Here is a 17,731-nt window from a genome sequence, read left to right as displayed (position 1 = left end):
TGTTGGTTCTGGCGGTGGTGACCATTTCATGCGTACTTCTCTTTAGCGGCAGCGCAGCAGGCTCGGGATTTGCCATCATCGAGCAGAGCGCCGCCAGTGCAGGCTATGCCTACGCCGGGGCGGCGGCCGCGGCCCAGGACGTCAGCACCATTTTCTTCAACCCGGCCGGCATGGCCCTGCTGTCCGGTCAAAACGAGCTGCAGCTCGGGGCCCACTACATCATCCCCAAGGCCGACTTCGCCAATCAGGGCTCGACCACTGTGCTGGGGACACCACTTACCGGTGGTAACGGCGGCGACGGCGGTGAACCGGCCCTGGTACCCAACCTGTATTACATGCACAGCTTTTCCGAAAAGTGGAAAGCCGGCATCGGCATCACCGCTCCTTACGGACTGGTCACCGAGTACGACAACGGCTGGGTCGGCCGCTATTACGCCATCAAATCCGAATTGGCCACGCTCAACATCAACCCCTCCGTGGCCTATAAGATCAACGACCAGTGGTCCCTGGGCGTGGGCGTCAGTTTCGAGCGGGCCGAGGCCGAACTGACCAACGCCATCGACTGGGGAACAGCCCTCGTCAGTCAGGGGCTGGCTCCGCCGGGCACATCCCAGAACCTTGACGGCACAGTCAAGGTAGAGGGCGACGACTGGGGTTACGGTGCCAATGTCGGCTTGATTTTTGAACCGCGTAACGGGACTCGCCTGGGACTGCATTACCGTTCCCAGATCGACCACACCCTCGAGGGCGATGCCACCTTCAACACCCCGGCCCCAGCCGCCCCGCTGGCCGCAGCTGTCGGACGGGTCAACACCGGGGTGACGGCCGACGTAGACCTGCCGGAAACCGTGAGTTTCAGCGGTTATCACGCCTTTAACGAACGCTGGGCCATCCTGGCCGATGCCACCTGGACCAAGTGGAGCCGCTTGGAGGAACTGAGAGTCAAGTATAACAACGGTGCCGCCGACAGTGTAGACACCTTGGCTTGGGATGACACCTGGCGCTTCTCCCTTGGCGGCACCTTCAAACCGATGGAAGCGCTGGAACTGCGCGCCGGCGTGGCCTTCGACGAAACGCCGATCCCCAGTGAGCAGCGGCGGACAGTGCGCATTCCAGGTGCCGACCGCACCTGGCTGACCTTCGGAGCCGGCTATCAATTTAGCAAGCTGATCAAGGTCGATTTTGCCTATGGCCACCTTTGGGTGGATGACCCCAAAATCAACAAGGACCCCACTGAACCAGAAAACAGGTTAAAAGGCGGCTTAATCGGTGAATACGATGCCAGCGTGGATATTATCAGCGCTGCGGTTTCGTTCCAGTTTTAAGGGTTTCATATAGCTGCAAACACCAGTTTCAATAACAATGGCGCCCCCCGGACGAAGAGACCGGGGAGCGCCATTGCCATCACGATATTGTGAATCAACACTACTCTACGGGTGTAACGGTCATAACATCGATGACCTGACCACCCTGGGCCTCGGTAATCGTACCGGTAACCTTGACCAGTTGTCCGATCATGTCCGACAGGTCCTTACCGGCCACCAAATAGGCATCCGTGCCTGTGGCGACCGCCAGGCCTTTTTCAGTCTGAACCAACCTCCCGTCGATCTCGGCAACCGCGGCCGCGGCCGACGCCGCCACCTGCGGCGATGCCTTCGTTTCGCTTTGTTCGACCTGTCCCATGGTGGCCGGCGGCTTTTCCGAACAGGCGATAACGAGAAAACAGGCAAAACCCAACGCAGCAAGGATCAAAAACATCTTCATTTCTTCCTCCTCTCATGGTGAGAATTCAGAAACCATCTCAATAAAGGAACAGGGTTCCGGACAAGGCCTGCAGCGGCCAAAAAAACGGCGTTGATACGTGATCAATGAGCGCGGTGAGCCGATTATTAACGCGGGTGGACAAAGCGCAATCGTTTTTCAAAACGCTGTCAGATTGTTTTTGAAATGGTCTCCAGTTGATGTTGCGACGGCAAACCGTCGCGACTCCCGAGGCCTATCGAGAACAGGAAGCCAAATGGTGTGGGTCTCATGCCAGGATCTGGGTAACAGGCCTTACAACGCGGAGTTGGAATGGGTGTCTTCCGAATGAAAAGCAATTTCGATTCCAATTAGTTTACCCATTGAAATCATTTGCAATCTGTCAGTCTGCCCAAAAGCGGGTCATCGTCTGGTTGCAATTTTTGCGCACAGGATGGTAAAAAATCGGTCGACGCTCTTTTCGTAACCGGGTCCGCCAGTCACCACGAGGGGGTGAAGGTTTGATTGAAAGGCAATGGCGGCAGATTGGCCGCCTGTAGCAGCACAGCAGCCGATACAGGAGCCATGCCGCGCACAGCCGGTGAATCATCAGCAAGGCAAACCGGACCTGCCTGTACAATAGACTTGTTAAACCGGCATTTTCTGAATAAATTGTAATGGTCTTCCCGTCCAGGGTGTCGCCCGCTAGAAAAGCGCCGAAAGGCGGAACGGCATGCTGGCGGCAGAAACCGTGTTAAAAAACAGGGCCGGATGCACCGCCGCCCAGATTGCCTTCACTGGCTCATTATTATCTAGTGTCCATCCAGAAATAGGCAAATTTGGTTGAGATCAAGGCATGCGAAAAATTTTACCGCAGGCATATAGTTGATATTCCGAGGATAAAATTTTGAGCATAACGCAGATATCAGGAAAATTGGCCATTTGTGGATCGACACTATCTAAGGAGAAGATGCCATGGAAATAAAAACCGTCACGATCGACAATCCCGAAGAGCTCAATTTCATCCTGGGGCAGTCCCACTTCATCAAAACCGTGGAGGATATTTATGAAGCCATCGTCAATACGGTTCCCGGCGCCAAATTCGGCATCGCCTTCTGTGAAGCCTCCGACGTCTGCCTGGTGCGCTTTGCCGGCACGGATGAGGGCTTGATCGTGCTTGCCCGTACAAATGCCTTGAACCTGGGGGCCGGACACAGCTTCATCATTTTCATGCGCGACATGTTCCCGGTCAACATCCTTAACACAATCAAACAGGTGCCGGAGGTTTGTCGGATTTTCTGCGCCACGGCCAATCCGGTCGAAGTGATCATTGCTGAAAGTGCGTTGGGGCGCGGCATCCTGGGGGTCATCGACGGCTTTGCTGCCAAAGGCATTGAAGGTGAAGCCGACATTGCCAAACGAAAATCCTTCCTGCGTGCCATCGGCTACAAAATGTAATTGCAGCGCCCCGAACCTGCTGCCATGTTCACCAAAACGGCGCCGGACCGACGGCTGAGGGGTACACTTCACAACATGCTAAAACACCGGGGCATCACATGCTGAACGATCTGCGTAGCCGACATCTTTCAGGCCCGACCAGAAGTCAGGTGGCCGTCTGCTCGGCGCATCCACTGGTATTGGCGGCGGCCGCCGCCAGGGCAAAAAGGGATGGGACCCTGCTGATCGTTGAGGCCACGGCCAACCAGGTCAACCTGTCGGGCGGTTATACCGGCATGACCCCGGCTGATTTTGCCGACCATATGACACGCCAGGCAGCCGATAGTGGATTGGCAACTGAGCAGATCCTGTTGGGAGCGGATCATCTCGGGCCCTACCTCTGGCGTCAGCTGCCGGCGATGGAAGCCATGACTCATGCCGAGGCGTTGACCCGGGCCTTTGTGGCCGCCGGATACGGCAAACTGCACCTGGACACCGGCCGCGCATGCGCCGACGACCCCAGCGGCCGCCTGCCGGTGAAGTCGGCGGCGCAGCGTGCCGCTGCCCTTTGCCGGGCCGCCGAATCCACCGCCGGTCATTTCCGAAGGCAACCGCCATGGTATGTAATCGGAACCGAGGTGCCGGCACCGGGTGGGACCCTGGGGCAGAACGGGGCCACGACCGTCACCAACCCTCAGGATCTGAGGGCCGAACTGGCGTACTATGAAGAGGCCTTCAGCCGGGCGGGGGTCGAGCAGGCTTGGGAACGGATCATCGCCGTGGTGGTTCAGCCCGGTGTGGATTTCGACGACCATCGGGCGGCCGCCTACCATCCGCAAGCGGCCGCCGCCCTCTCGGCATTCCACGAGCGGTTGCCCAACGCCATGACCTTTGAAATTCACGCCGCCGACTATCAGACCCCGTCAGCGCTGAAACAGATGGTACGGGATCACTTTACCCTGCTCAAAATCGGCCCCTGTCTGACCTTTGCCCTTCGCGAGGCGCTCTTTGCCCTGGCCCACATCGAGAATGAACTCCCCGGCCTGGCCCATCGATCCAACCTGATGGCGGTCATGGAGCGGCTGATGCAGACCCACCCCGAACACGGCAACGCCCACTATCACGGAACCGCGCAGGAACGGCACTATCTTCGCCGGTACGGCCTTCGCGACCGCATCCGGTATTACTGGCCCCGGACCGAAGCCCGAAAGGCCTGTGAAAAGTTGATGCACAACCTTAGCAAGCCCATTCCGCGCCCGCTGCTGCTGCAGTTCCTCCCCGACCTGACCGAAGCCATCACCAGCGGCGCCCTGCCCGCGACACCCGAGGCCATCCTTCAGGCGCGCATCCAGTCCGCCTTGCACCCTTATGTCGATGCCTGCCGAAGACACGCGCATACGGGGTGAAGATGATGTCGCTGCAAAACAGTTTGGCTGACATCGTTTAAGGCATGCAATGGCGAAAAAGCGGATCAGCCAGGTATGTTGTGAGCATGGTGAGCCGTTTCATAACACCGTCATGTGCGCTTAGATAATTATTGAGATCAGGTTCTTAAAGCCACCGGTTATCCCTTAGCCCGCGATATCTTCCCTTATTGACTATCGAGTTCTTTTTCTATCGGCAGGCAAACATCCATAATTTTTTGGCCGTGGTAGTTCTTGCCACTCACGTAGCTATGTGCTTGATACCCGCCACTTTCTATCCTCTGCACGCACCCCACTCTGGCATCAGCAAAAAACAGTTCGGTGATTCCCAGCTGGCTGTTTAACCTCGCACTCAATATCGATTTCATCTTTTGCTCGCTTTTAAACTTGCCCGGTCTCTTGCGCTTCCAATTGGAATCCCGTGACGACATCGCCAAAAGGATGGACCGACCCATTGTCCGGATGCGCTGCAATCGTCAGGTCTGAACCATCATTGCCTCAACTCGTCACTTTGGAAGGTGTTCCTTTATGGCATCGTTCAACTGATGCCATTTAAGAGCAAACGGCTTGCCAAGTCCCCCAAAAAAACCGGTACCGACATAACCAACAAGAATAATTACTATAATTTCGCTTTAAAATCTCATCGGCAAAAGCAGGGATGGTCGAAACGTGCGTCAAAACCGCAAATGGGTGCGTGATACAGCGCAAACGCCGATAAAGGCGATAACAGGAAGCAGTGACATCCGGGACACCGGGCGGTGATGCGGGTCGTACGTACACCCCTTCCACTGGCAGACTTGGGCCATGTCCGTCGTGCCGGAATCACTCGCTGTGCAGAACCTTGAGTTTGGCGTCGATCAGCTGTTTATGGGAAAGGCCCAGCAGTTTGGAAACCTTGTTCATCAGATAATGTTCATATTGGTCCATTTTGCCGTCGACATAGACAATCTGCCACAACCGTTCGAGGAGTTTTTCTTTATCGGCAATGCTGTAACGGGTATTGATAACCTTGGCAAACTGCCACAAGTCGACACTCTCTTTCAACTCACGGTCCGCTTCTTCGAGCAGGGCGTCGGCATCCTCACCGGAAAGACCGTATCTGTCGGTCAAAATGGAAAGCACACGCGCCATTTCCTGTTGCGTGAAAGTTTCATCGATGCGCCCCATTTCCAGAAACAGGGCGGCAATTGCCACAATCACATCCTGATCATTGTCCCGGCCGGCAGGAGTCCCGCCGTTTTCGGCAGCGGTGCTGAAAAAGCGTTTGAAAAAGTCGATCATTGGTCATTCTCCGCAATTGAAGGGTATGCAGTTCAATATATGAGCGAAAAATTAACAATCAAGGTTTGACACCCTGTTCCTGATCAGCATACCAGGGCGCTCCCCCCGCAATAGCGGGCTTCCCTCTCTTTGGCCACGACCGGGCTTGACAGATAGTCGTCATAGTTCATAACCCGGTCAATGGCGCCTTCCGGGGAGAGTTCAACGATACGGTTGGCCACGGTAGAGACGAACTGGTGGTCGTGGGAAGCAAAGAGAATCACCTCGGGGAAGGCGATGAGTCCGTCGTTGAGAGAGGTGATGGCCTCCAGATCCAGGTGGTTGGTGGGCTCGTCCAGCACAAGCACATTGGATCCGCTCAGCATCATGCGCGAAAGCATGCAGCGCACCTTTTCGCCGCCGGACAGCACCCCGGTATTTTTCATGGCCTCTTCTCCGGAGAAGAGCATGCGGCCGAGAAATCCGCGGGCAAAGCTCACCCCCTCTTCCTGTGCGTACTGCAACAGCCACTGGACCAGGGATATCTCGGTCTCGAAAAACCGCCTGTTCTCCTTTGGGAAGTATGAGGTGGTCACGGTCTGGCCCCATCGGAAGCTGCCGGCGTCCGGCGCCATCTCTCCTGCCAGGATCTGGAAAAGGGCGGTTTTGGCCAGGCTGTTGTCTCCGACAAAGGCGATCTTATCCCCGCCATTTACAACCATGCTGAAGTTGTTGAGGACCTTTTCTCCATTGATGGTTTTGCTGAGATTGTCGATCTCAAGGATCACGCTCCCGCAGGGGCGTTCCGGCCTGAAGGCGATCCAAGGGTATTTTCGCGACGAGACCGGCATATCATCCAGGGTGAGCTTATCCAGGAGCTTTTTCCGGGAAGTGGCTTGCCTGGCTTTGGAGGCGTTGGAGCTGAAGCGCTGGATAAAAGCAGTCAGCTCTTTGGCCTTTTCGGTGGCTTTCTTGTTTTCGTTCTGTTTCTGTTTCTGGATAAGGCGGCTCGCCTGGCACCAGAAGTCGTAGTTGCCCACGAAAACCCGGATCCGGTCGTAATCGATGTCGGCAATGTGCGTACAGACCTGGTTGAGGAAGTGGCGGTCGTGGGATACCACGATCACGGTATTCTCGCAGCGCGCCAGGAAATCTTCCAGCCAGGCAATGGACCGGTGATCCAGGTGATTGGTTGGCTCGTCAAGGAGCAGGACATCAGGGTTGCCGAAGAGGGCCTGGGCCAGAAGCACGCGAACCTTGTCCCCCCCGTCCAGTTCTTTCATTTTAAGCAGGAGTGTCTCTTCGGCAATGCCAAGGCCCTTGAGGAGAACCGCCGCCTGGGACTCGGCCTCGTAGCCGTCCATATCGGCAAACGCCGCCTCCAGTTCCCCGGATCGGATGCCGTCCGCTTCGGTGAAATCCGTCTTGGCGTAGATGGCGTTTCGTTCCATCAGGATGGCATGCAGCCGATCATGCCCCATGATCACCGTGTCGATGACGGTTTCATCATCAAAGGTAAAATGATCCTGCTTGAGGACGGCGATGCGCTCGCCGGGCCCTGTGCTCACCGTGCCCTTGTCGGGCTCTATCTCCCCGGAAAGGATTTTCAGGAATGTCGATTTCCCGGTACCATTGGCGCCGATAAGGCCGTAGCAGTTGCCGGGGGTGAACTTGATATCGACGTCTTTAAACAAAACGCGCTTGCCATAGGCAAGCGCTATGTTGGATGCGCTAATCATAGTGGGTTCCTCATCGGTTAAATAAAAAAACCACGGGCCGTTCCAACCCGTGGTTCGTGCGACGCGTGCTTATAGCGCATTGCACGTAAGCCATCAACCCTTTTTTGCAATTGTAGCCTCAGGCCTTTTACCCACAGGTTAAAGGCTATAAAAGCCCAATGCCAAACGTTGAAAAAAGTATGCCGCCGGCTTTGATTGAATGCAACAGAGACCTGCGCCGGCCTTTTGGATGAATCACCTTTTGGGGAAACCGATGCTGATTTTTTCGGTTCCGTCTTTCATTCTGATTTTAACGTTGAGTTCAATGCTGCTGTCGCGAATGCCCAGGGCCAGGGCCGTCTTGCCTTTATCCGTGTCGATGTGCGTCATGTCCCTGAATGTTTCGAAAATCCTGAGCCCGGCATCATGGCCCGGAGACGGCAGTTCGCTGGTCCGGTACTCGGCAAGAACGGTGATCTTGCCATCATCCCCGCGATGAATGGATATCTCCTTGGCGTTGTTGTTGACACCGTGCAGCGCTGCCAGGGCAAACCACTTCACCGCAGCAGCCTCGGTGTCGGAATCGTTTTTTAGTTTAGACATCTCCTTGAGCGGGTCATTGGTTGCGTAACAATCGCACATCTCCTGCACTTTCTTGTGCATACTGCCTTGATCTTTCATGGCCGGCCTCCTTATGTTCGACGGTTGACGGGATGACGACACCCGATGCGAATTGGATCTAACCTTAAAAATTACCATCTGTTGGCCCATCGTCAACGATAGGGATAAGAAAGCAGGCGTTTCACCTTGTAGTGGACACGGTGAATGAATCCCGTCAAATAACATAAAAATAGTTATCTATTCGTCAAATATTACGAATTAGATAAATTAAAGTTAATTATTCGTCATTTATGACTATTATAATAATTTATTGCTATTCGCTATAAATGACGATATAAACCATTATAATTTCATAATTCGTCAGGAAAGGCGACTATGTCAGAATTTAAATCAATGGGCGATGATGGGGTTCTCGAAGAGCTTGGCAGACGCCTGGGGCAGCGGCGGATTGCCCTGAAGCTGACCCAGGCGAAATTGGCCCATGAGGCCGGCGTATCCAAAAGAACGGTGGAACGAATAGAGGCCGGGGCGGCAACGCAAACGCTCAATCTCATCCGGATCCTGCGGGTGCTCGACCTCCTGCCGGGCCTCGATCGGCTGATTCCTGAAACCGGACCCAGTCCGATGGATCTGCTCAAGCTTAAGGGCAAAGTGCGTAAACGCGCCGCATCGAGCCGTTCAGCAAACCCGTCCGGCGACGGCTGGACCTGGGGGGATGACGCATGAGTACAGTCTGTGAAGTCCGGCTCTGGGGACGCACGATCGGTGCGGTGGCTCTCGAGGAAGGCCGGGAGGTGGCCAATTTTGAGTTCGATTCCGCCTTTGCCGGCAGCGGGATCGAGATCGCGCCGCTGACAATGCCGCTTTCCGATAAGGTTCACACCTTTCCTGAACTATCCCGAAGGACCTTTCAGGGCCTGCCGGGACTGCTGGCGGACTCCCTGCCCGACAGATTCGGCAATGCGCTCATCGATGCCTGGCTGGCCATCCGTGGCCGGGCGCCCGAGTCCTTCAATGCCGTTGAAAGACTGTGCTATATCGGCAAACGGGGCATGGGCGCCCTGGAGTTTGAGCCGTCCATCGGACCTAAAACGCGCAAGGCCACGCGCATTCAGGTCGATCAACTGGTTGCGCTGGCCTCGGAAATACTGGCGCACCGCAGCCATCTCAAGGTCTCCTTTACTGCCAAAAGCAGGGAACGGGCCCTCAAGGACATTCTGCAAGTCGGCACTTCGGCGGGCGGCGCCAGGGCCAAGGCGGTGATTGCCTGGAATCCCTCGACCAATGAGGTGCGCTCCGGCCAGGTCACGGCGGGGGAAGGGTTCGAATACTGGCTGCTCAAATTTGATGGGGTTGCGGGCAACCGGGATAAGGAACTGGAGGATCCCAAAGGGTACGGGACTATCGAGTATGCCTACTACCGGATGGCAACCGACGCCGGCATCGCCATGAGCCCGTGCCGTCTGTTCGAAGAGAACGAGCGGCAGCATTTCATGACCCGGCGCTTTGACCGGTACGACAACGGAGAGAAGTTACATCTGCAGTCGCTGTGCGCGCTGGCGCACTATGACTTCAACATGGCCGGCGCCTACTCTTACGAGCAGGCGCTGCGCGTCATCAGACAGATAGGCCTGCCCATGCAGGCAGTTGAGGAGCAGTTTCGCCGGATGGCTTTCAATATCGTTGCCCGAAACCAGGACGATCATGTCAAAAATATCGCTTTCCTGATGGACAAAACCGGCCGGTGGTCACTTTCACCGGCCTTTGACATGACCTACAGTTTCAATGCTTACGGCCAATGGACCGCCAGCCACCAGATGACGATGAACGGCAAGCGCGACAACTTTACCAAAGAAGACTTCAAGGCGTGTGCCAGAGCGGCGTCGATGAAGCGGGGACGCGCCGAAACAATTGTCAACGAAGTGTTAGAAACCGTATCGCGCTGGCGGGACTATGCGGATGGAGCCGGCGTTTTGCCTGCATGGCGTGATCATATCCAGGATACCCTGCGCGTGAAGGGCTTTTGAAGCGGGGTTGCGTAACTCTGGAGAGTTACTTGGCTATCTAACCCTCCCCTCGGCAGATCGCTGGGAATATGCTGCCGGTAACGGAAGTCCTGCGCAGCATCGTGTGGATACAATCAATTCCCCGTTCGTTAGCACGCAGGGCTGACAGCAAAAAAGGGTAACCCGCTTTCACTAATTTTTCACTTCGTTTCGCCTTTCTTCGCGTTCTTTGCGGCTTCGCGTGAGACACCTGCTTTTTCCCCTGCAGGCCTTGAGTTTCCGCTAACTGCTTTTGTTTTGTTCATTTGCTTAATACTGCACTTTCTGATATGCGAAAATGGTTTTTTTTGGAATGCGCAATCCCGGAATGTAATTGGGTTTGATTAGGTTTTTGGATGGATGATCATCGATGATAGACATCAGTACGATACCTGCCACCGAACCGCTGCGAATCATCATCGGCGCCGGCGATCAGCGTTGGCCCGGATGGATTCCAACATGCAGGGAAACGCTGGATCTGCTGCGGCCCGACGACTGGGAACGCAGTTTCGGACACCGCCGGGTGGATGCGTTATTGTGCGAACATGTGTGGGAGCACCTGACAGAAACCGAGGGGCGGGCAGCCGCCAGATTGTGTTACCGGTATCTCAAACCGGGCGGCTATCTGCGTTGCGCAGTTCCCGATGCCAATTTCCCGGATCCGTCTTACCAGCGCATTGCCCGAATCGGTGGGCCGGGTCCCAAAAACCACCCGGCCTCGGATCATAAGATCGTTTATGACTATCGACGCTTTGCGAAGGTCTTTGTTCAGGCGGGTTTTTCCGTTGACCTGTTGGAGTATTGCGACGAACAGGGCCGGTTTCATTATCACCAGTGGTCGCCGGACCAGGGTCCCGTATACCGGTCGCTGCTCCAGGACCATCGCAATCAAGAAGGAAAATTAGTATTCGTATCCCTGATTATCGATGCCAGAAACCCCGACTGACAGGCATTGTGGTGTCCGGGCCAGGGTGTGTTTGAACCGCTCCCGATCCGGCAGTCAAAGCCCCATGGCCAAAATATGACTCGCTATGTAATTTCTCGCCAACCACCTCAACCCGTTTTTCAAAGGATGCACTCATCATGGCTCAAATGACCCAACGAATGCAGGAATTGTTCATCACGGTCCGCACCGCGATCCTTTCCACCGCCACCGCAGACGGATCGCCAAACGCCGTACCGGTCGGCGCCAAAAAGATCATCGACAGCGAAACCATTCTCATCTCCGACCAGTTCTTCAACAAAACCCTGGCCAACATGAAAGCCAATCCCCAGGTGGCGGTAACATTCTGGGAAGGCCATGAAGGCTATCAACTCAAAGGCAACGTCACCATCGAAACCAGCGGCCAGCGCTATGAGGAAACAGCCCGATGGATCCAGGAGTTGAGTGAAAAGGCAGGTTTTCCCCTCAAATCCAAAGGAGCGGTCATCCTTCACATTAAAGAGATTTTCGGCGTCTCGCCGGGTCCGGGAGCCGGCAAACAACTGGCATGATTTCGATTTGATAGCCGGAGCATAAAAGATTGACAAAACAGATATCCGTTCGCACCCTGTAATATCGTCAAAGACCCCTTGGCGACTGTGATGGAGTTCTGAAAAAAGAAAAAGGGAGAGACCCATGTCTCAGAGTAAAGAACACAATCGTTGCATCGTATTGGCCAAGCGTCCACAGGGCGCTCCGGTGCCCGAGAACTTTCGCATGGAGAAGACACCTGTGCCTGAACCGGCTGAAGGCCAGGTGCTGCTGCGCACCGAGTATCTCTCCCTTGACCCTTATATGCGGGGCAGGATGAGCGATGCGCCCTCCTATGCAGAACCGGTTAAGGTGGGTGAAGTGATGGTGGGCGGTACGGTTGGTCGGATTGAAGCATCCCGGCACCCTGATTACAAGGCGGGAGAGTGGGTCCTGGGTTATTGTGGCTGGCAGGATTATGCGCTTTCCGATGGTACCGGCCTGACCCGATTAGGGCAGAACCCCCAAAATGCCTCCTATGCATTGGGGATATTGGGCATGCCGGGGTTTACCGCCTACATGGGACTACTGGATATTGGCCGACCCAAACAGGGAGAGACCCTGGTCGTTGCTGCGGCCACCGGGCCGGTAGGTGCGACGGTAGGGCAGATCGGGAAGTTGAAAGGCTGTCGGGTTGTCGGCGTTGCCGGCAGCAGCGAAAAATGCGACTACGCAAAAGCGGTCCTTGGTCTGGATGCGTGCCTGGATCACCAATCTTCGGATTTTGCCCAACAACTTGGCAAAGCTTGCGCCAAGGGGATTGACATCTATTTTGAAAGCGTAGGGGGCAAAGTCTTTGATGCGGCCTTGCCGCTGCTCAACACAAAAGCCAGAATTCCGGTGTGCGGGCTTATTTCTCATTACAATGCGACGCAGCTTCCCGATGGACCGGATCGCCTGTCTCTTCTCATGCGTACCATTTTAGCCAAACGGTTAAAAGTTCAGGGATTTATCATTTTTGAGGATTACGGCCACCGCTACGACGAATTCTCAAAAGACATGTCTCAATGGCTGAGCACGGGACAGATAAAATACCGTGAACATATGGTCGATGGGTTGGAACACGCACCGAACGCTTTTATCGGCATGTTAGTCGGTCAGAACTTCGGGAAATTAGTCGTCCGGGTTAATGATGAACACTGATTAAAAAAAGGAAATTCTTATGAAAATACTTATGGTTCTCACATCCCACGAAAAACTTGGGAAAACAGGACTTAAAACCGGTTTCTGGTTAGAAGAATTCGCTTCACCTTATTACGTTTTTAAAGACCGGAACATTGAGGTTACCCTGGCCTCTCCGAAAGGAGGGAATCCTCCATTGGATCCAAAAAGTGACGCGCCTGACTTTCAGACTGCAGCAACAGAGCGGTTTCGCAATGACAAAGAATCTCAAAAAAAACTCGCCAATACGCATCGCTTAGACGCGCTCGACCCTTCGGATTTCGATGCCGTTTTCTATCCAGGAGGGCACGGACCGCTATGGGATCTTGCTGAAGATAAGAATTCCATTTCGCTCCTGGAAACTTTTTACCGACAAGGAAAGCCAATGGGACTGGTCTGTCATGCGCCCGGAGTTCTACGCCATACAAACCGAGAGGATGGTGACCCCCTGGTGAAAGGTAAAAAAGTAACCGGTTTCAGCAATACCGAAGAAGAAGCTGTGCAACTGACTGAGGTTGTTCCATTTTTGCTTGAAGATATGCTTAAGTCGAACCAAGGCTTATATACTAAGGGAGTTGACTGGGAGAGCCATGTCGAGGTTGACGGCAATCTCTTAACGGGCCAAAACCCAGCATCATCAGAAGCAGTTGCTCATGAAATGATCAATCAGCTTCGCAAAAAGCAGGGGTAGTGAAAGCGGGCATGCTCGAAACGACAAGCACCTGTTCAAATTGGCCCCGGGAGTAGGTTATAGCAGATTATTAATGAAGGCCCGGAAAAGCCATGAGAATATCATTTGGAAGCAAAATATCGCCCGATTCGACTGGCAATTTTATAGGGCATTTCGAAAATACGGATGAATAGGTTTCGATGGTCTCTTCTTCCGGCATGACCCAGCTTAAAGTCGGACCGGAATTTTTCACCACATGAAGGACAAGCCATGAGCATCCCGCCGATGTTCTCGGGAAATCTCAGCTTCTGGCCGCATTTCGGGCACGTCTTTACCATATGATCGGTCATGGCTGGGTTAGACCTATCTGAGTACCTTAAAAAATAATGTGCAAGGGAGACCCGCGTTTCTGAGAGTCAAAAGCAGACTTGACCCCGCTGACTTACCCCCAGCCAAAAATAATTTTCAGGTGTATCTGTCGAAGGCTGAAGGTTTATATGGCGGGTTGTATACCATTAATCCTGAATTTTCCACAGAAACCGTAGCCCTTGTCCGCTTGATTTTGGCCGGAACGGTCATACTCTAATCATACTGAACTAACTCCGTTAACCCCTGGCAGAACACAATACAGAAAATGGTGATAAAATGGAAAACAGATCACACAGCGATCAGGGGCTCAAACTGATGGTAAAAAAGTGCCGCAGTGAGTTCCAACGTGAGGAAAATACGGAATATTACGAAGACTATCGGGCGGCCGAGAGGAAGTTCGTCAAATTCTGCCTGTTCAACAAAACCGGGTAAAGCATTTACAGCGTAACGAAAGAAGCTGGTCTTCTTGCCCCTAATATGCAGGGACGGACTGAAAACAGCGATCAATTCCCGGCACTTCCTTAAATCGCCATCCCGACCTTGAAATCATGGCTTTAAACCTCAACTACGGCCTTATTTCTTCCCTGAATCCCTGATAATCGCTCATATAGCTTGCCCGCCCCCGGATCACGCCTTTTCCACCCGCTTCGAAGCATCCCCATCAACGGTCTGCTGCCGCATCAGGACGACAATACTTTTATCATTGTCGCCGAATCGATGTTGCCGCCACTCAAAATGACTCCGATCCTGCCTTTCGGCTCCACCGCCCGGCTGAGCAGGGCCGCCAACCCGAGTGCGCCTGACGGTTCAACAACCAGTTTCATCCGGTAGAACAGAAATTTCACCGCTTCTATGATTGCCTGTTCCGAAACCGTTTTCATATCGTCTACATATTCAAGTACCAGCGGAAAGGTAATTTTGCCCAATGACGGGGTGCGGGTTCCATCGGCGATCGTAGGCGGGTTGTCGATCCGGTGCAGTGTTTTGGTGTGAAAGGACCGGGTCGCATCATCGGCAAGCTCAGGTTCGATGCCGATTGTTCGGCAAGTCCCCGACGCCCCCTTTGCCGCCACCGCACACCCGCTCAACAGTCCGCCGCCGCCGCAGGGCACGAGCAGCATATCAAGATTGCCAATCTCTTCGAACATCTCCAAAGCAGCCGTACCTTGGCCTGCGACCACGTCCGGGTGGTCAAACGGTGGAATCATCACATAACCATGCTTGCTTTCAAGTTCTCTGGCGATATCTTCACGACTTTCCTTGGCAGGGTCGTAATCAAGAATAACTGCGCCGTATTCTTCAGTGGCGGCCCGTTTGGTTACCGGGGCATTGTTAGGCATCACGATGGTCGTTTTAGTATTCAGCATCTGTCCAACTAAAGCGACCGCCTGGGCGTGATTGCCCGAGGAATAAGTGATGACGCCACGTGCTTTCTCCGGTTCTGAAAGTTGCGAGATACTATTGAATGCACCACGAAACTTGAAAGCACCGATCCGCTGGAAATTTTCACATTTAAAAAAGACCTCCGCACCCACCATCCAGTTCAGTGTCCGTGAAACCATTATCGGCGTTACGTGGGCATACCCTTTTAGTCGTTTTTTTGCGGCGAGGATGTTTTCGAACATGCTTTCTCCGATTCGATCAAATTCATCAGTTGTGGGCGTTACCAGGCTATCGGTGGGGTGGAAACATCTATTTATGTCATCAGTATTTGGACTCTCTGAGCCTGTGAATAAACGCCGGTGTCGTACCGCAGCAGCCACCAACTATTTCGACGCCAAGCGCCTTAATTTTTATTATGTTTTTGGCAAAAAGGATCTCATCCTCGGGATAGAATGCAGTTCCATCGGGCCCGGTTTGGGGCATGCCTGCGTTGGGCTGAATAATGACGGGAATGTCAACACTCTCTCTGATCTGCCTGGCCAGACCGATCATACTATCACTGCCCAATGAACAATTGGCACCCACTGCTGCCGCACCTGCATCCCGAAGTTGTTGCATGCTCGCTTCAACCGGATTACCCATCAACGTAAAAAAGCCCTTTTTTGTTTGATTGAACGTGAGGGAACAAAAAACCGGTCTTGAAGAGATCGCCTGCACCGCCTCCAATGCAGCGATGGCTTCGTTAAGGTCAAAGATGGTTTCGATAAGAAACAGGTCCACACCGGCTGCCTCGATAATTCCGGCCTGGTGGACATAGATGTCCTTGGCCCGCTCTACCGTCATGCTGCCCATGGGGGAAAGCATTTCTCCCACGGGACCTAAATCGCCAGCCACGTATTGTCCCGGTTTCGCCGCCGCCTTTGCGTTCTTAACCGCTTGGGTGTTAATCGCCTCAACACCTGCCTTGATGCCCATTTTTTCCAGCTTAAAGGATGAGGCGCCAAACGTATTGGCGGTTGCCACATCCGCCCCTGCATCAAAATATGCCTGGTGTATTTCCTGTATAACGTCAGGGTGGTCAATATTCCATTTTTCTGCGCAATCGCCCCCCTTAAGCCCCCGGGAGATAAGCATGGATCCCATGCCTCCATCCAAAAAAACCCCTTCTTGTTTTACTTTTTCAATAATTTCCATGTGATGATGCCTTTTTATCTTTTTATTTTCTCAAGGCTTGTGGCCTATCCTATCCGTCAGGCCGTCCAATCAATGGGGCTCACTGCCGTTTCATGCTTTATTACACACTCCATCCCGACAAGTTGGCTTGGTTCGGCCCTGGATCTACTGTCGGATCTACTGAATCCGATGGAAGAAGGTTTCTATTTTGGCAGGATTTTTTCAAGTTGAGAGATTAGTGGTGGAAGATCAAGTTCGACCGTATCCCATAAAACGCCGAGATCAACGCTGCACTGCGAGAAATGGTGTCATCATGCCTCGGCATACTGTACTTCCCTTTCAGCCATGACATCGGCTCGGAAATACTTGCTCAGGAAGCCTGGCGTGTTCAGGTCGACTTTTCGGCCGATGATTTCACTGAGTTCGAATTCAAGCCCCGTGAGTCGGATTAAACCGATCATCGTTCCAGCCTTGAATTCCACCAGAACATCCACATCACTGTCCGGGCCAAAGTCATCGCTCAATACCGAGCCGAACAAAGACAGCTTTTGGATCCCGTGTTTGCGGCAAAATTCGACAAGTCGTTCTTTTGGAATGTCGATACTGGACATTGTCTTCTGACTTTTCACCCAGAGAAGATTTAAGATGCCAGTTTTCTTCTTATCCTGAAGGTTCCGCTAATCCATGCGTTGGTCAAAGGTACCTCCGATGGTCTGTTTTGTCAAGAAAACGAGTAAGTTCTGTTCATTGTGCGTCCTGCAAACCGTAATCTGTTAATACACTATTAACAGTGCCGGCCCAGTTTATCATCACCCGTAAGGCCTCGCTCGCGTACAGACTGTATAACTAAGTTGAGCTTTTCCCATTCCACGTCTCAAGGTCTTTCTGTGTGTTTGGTGTGTTCCGTGGTTTTATTTTTTGAACATCTGCGATTTTATTTCATATTGTTATCTTGGACGGGTTGCGGACAATCCCATGACCCCTTAAACCGACCTTTTCGACCTCGAAAACATCGTTTTAAGCCCAAAATATAGCCCTGTTTTTATCCCGAATCCTTTATAATCCGTCATCCGGCTTGTCACGGTAGGAATGCCGGTTACCCGGCACCCCCCGTACAGATCCGTACGTGAGGAACTACCTCATACGGCTCCTACCTCGGGTAATAACGCTTAAATCGCTGGTCTGGAAAAGGGTGTACAAGTCTAACTCTTGGTATC

General features: G+C 53.4%; 17 protein-coding genes. 10 read left to right on the top strand and 7 right to left on the bottom strand.

From position 1 onward, the window contains the following. Positions 1 to 1,325, top strand: a 1,325-nt coding sequence (locus tag QNK41_RS11175; RefSeq protein WP_319256754.1) for an OmpP1/FadL family transporter, incomplete at its 5' end; no start/stop codon positions are given. 100 nt (positions 1,326 to 1,425) lie between these two features. On the opposite strand, the gene QNK41_RS11170 is transcribed toward QNK41_RS11175, so the two are convergent. Then, on the bottom strand, positions 1,426 to 1,764 hold the full coding sequence (locus QNK41_RS11170; RefSeq protein WP_319256752.1) for a hypothetical protein: 339 nt from the start codon (positions 1,762 to 1,764) through the stop codon (positions 1,426 to 1,428). Positions 1,765 to 2,715: 951 nt separating this feature from the next. Between QNK41_RS11170 and QNK41_RS11165 the strand changes: the two genes are divergently transcribed. Continuing rightward, a complete protein-coding gene (locus QNK41_RS11165; protein ID WP_319256750.1) occupies positions 2,716 to 3,198 on the top strand; it encodes an adenosine-specific kinase in 483 nt (160 codons plus the stop codon). A gap of 98 nt (positions 3,199 to 3,296) precedes the next feature. Further along, positions 3,297 to 4,583 carry a class II D-tagatose-bisphosphate aldolase non-catalytic subunit gene (locus QNK41_RS11160; protein WP_319256748.1) on the top strand — a complete coding sequence of 429 codons (1,287 nt, stop codon included), beginning with the start codon at positions 3,297 to 3,299 and terminating at the stop codon, positions 4,581 to 4,583. An 840-nt stretch (positions 4,584 to 5,423) separates the two neighbouring features. On the opposite strand, the gene QNK41_RS11155 is transcribed toward QNK41_RS11160, so the two are convergent. The 3 genes from QNK41_RS11155 to QNK41_RS11145 all read right to left on the bottom strand — a co-directional run bounded on the left by QNK41_RS11155 (position 5,424) and on the right by QNK41_RS11145 (position 8,260). Then, a complete protein-coding gene (locus QNK41_RS11155; RefSeq protein WP_319256745.1) occupies positions 5,424 to 5,882 on the bottom strand; it encodes a TerB family tellurite resistance protein in 459 nt (152 codons plus the stop codon). Between the two features lie 83 nt (positions 5,883 to 5,965). Further along, positions 5,966 to 7,600, bottom strand: coding sequence for an ABC-F family ATP-binding cassette domain-containing protein (locus QNK41_RS11150; RefSeq protein ID WP_319256743.1), 1,635 nt, complete (start codon positions 7,598 to 7,600; stop codon positions 5,966 to 5,968). Positions 7,601 to 7,834: 234 nt separating this feature from the next. Beyond that, the gene (locus tag QNK41_RS11145) at positions 7,835 to 8,260 is read right to left on the bottom strand and encodes a hypothetical protein (RefSeq protein ID WP_319256741.1); all 426 of its coding nucleotides are present in this window, start codon (positions 8,258 to 8,260) and stop codon (positions 7,835 to 7,837) included. A gap of 315 nt (positions 8,261 to 8,575) precedes the next feature. On the opposite strand from QNK41_RS11145, the gene QNK41_RS11140 reads away from it, so the two are divergent. From QNK41_RS11140 to QNK41_RS11110, 7 genes are all read left to right on the top strand, one after another. Beyond that, positions 8,576 to 8,926, top strand: a complete 351-nt coding sequence (locus tag QNK41_RS11140; protein ID WP_319256739.1) for a helix-turn-helix transcriptional regulator — start codon at positions 8,576 to 8,578, stop codon at positions 8,924 to 8,926. Next, positions 8,923 to 10,227: a type II toxin-antitoxin system HipA family toxin gene (locus QNK41_RS11135; protein WP_319256738.1), complete on the top strand. Its 1,305-nt coding sequence runs from the start codon at positions 8,923 to 8,925 to the stop codon at positions 10,225 to 10,227. Before QNK41_RS11140 ends, QNK41_RS11135 begins: the two co-directional genes overlap by 4 nt. 388 nt (positions 10,228 to 10,615) lie before the next feature. Beyond that, positions 10,616 to 11,191, top strand: coding sequence for a class I SAM-dependent methyltransferase (locus QNK41_RS11130; protein WP_319256737.1), 576 nt, complete (start codon positions 10,616 to 10,618; stop codon positions 11,189 to 11,191). Positions 11,192 to 11,328: 137 nt separating this feature from the next. Continuing rightward, the gene (locus QNK41_RS11125; protein WP_319256736.1) at positions 11,329 to 11,739 is read left to right on the top strand and encodes a pyridoxamine 5'-phosphate oxidase family protein; all 411 of its coding nucleotides are present in this window, start codon (positions 11,329 to 11,331) and stop codon (positions 11,737 to 11,739) included. Between the two features lie 124 nt (positions 11,740 to 11,863). Continuing rightward, positions 11,864 to 12,901, top strand: a complete 1,038-nt coding sequence (locus QNK41_RS11120) for an NADP-dependent oxidoreductase (protein ID WP_319256735.1) — start codon at positions 11,864 to 11,866, stop codon at positions 12,899 to 12,901. Positions 12,902 to 12,920: 19 nt separating this feature from the next. Beyond that, the gene (locus tag QNK41_RS11115) at positions 12,921 to 13,610 is read left to right on the top strand and encodes a type 1 glutamine amidotransferase domain-containing protein (protein ID WP_319256733.1); all 690 of its coding nucleotides are present in this window, start codon (positions 12,921 to 12,923) and stop codon (positions 13,608 to 13,610) included. 624 nt (positions 13,611 to 14,234) lie between these two features. Beyond that, entirely contained in the window at positions 14,235 to 14,390 is a 156-nt protein-coding gene (locus tag QNK41_RS11110; protein WP_319256732.1) for a hypothetical protein, read from the top strand. A 248-nt stretch (positions 14,391 to 14,638) separates the two neighbouring features. Here the strand turns inward: QNK41_RS11110 and QNK41_RS11105 are convergent, their stop codons facing one another. The 3 genes from QNK41_RS11105 to QNK41_RS11095 all read right to left on the bottom strand — a co-directional run bounded on the left by QNK41_RS11105 (position 14,639) and on the right by QNK41_RS11095 (position 17,125). Next, positions 14,639 to 15,583 carry a threo-3-hydroxy-L-aspartate ammonia-lyase gene (locus QNK41_RS11105; protein ID WP_319256730.1) on the bottom strand — a complete coding sequence of 315 codons (945 nt, stop codon included), beginning with the start codon at positions 15,581 to 15,583 and terminating at the stop codon, positions 14,639 to 14,641. A gap of 79 nt (positions 15,584 to 15,662) precedes the next feature. Beyond that, complete coding sequence (locus QNK41_RS11100) at positions 15,663 to 16,535, bottom strand: homocysteine S-methyltransferase family protein (RefSeq protein WP_319256728.1); 873 nt, start codon at positions 16,533 to 16,535, stop codon at positions 15,663 to 15,665. 290 nt (positions 16,536 to 16,825) lie between these two features. Continuing rightward, a complete protein-coding gene (locus QNK41_RS11095) occupies positions 16,826 to 17,125 on the bottom strand; it encodes a nucleotidyltransferase family protein (protein WP_319256727.1) in 300 nt (99 codons plus the stop codon). Between the last annotated feature and the right edge of the window lie 606 nt (positions 17,126 to 17,731).

The sequence above is a fragment of the Desulfosarcina sp. genome (assembly GCF_033791525.1).
Classification (GTDB): domain Bacteria; phylum Desulfobacterota; class Desulfobacteria; order Desulfobacterales; family Desulfosarcinaceae; genus Desulfosarcina.
Note: the sequence above shows the minus strand (reverse complement) of the source record. Positions and strands in the feature narration are given on the sequence as shown.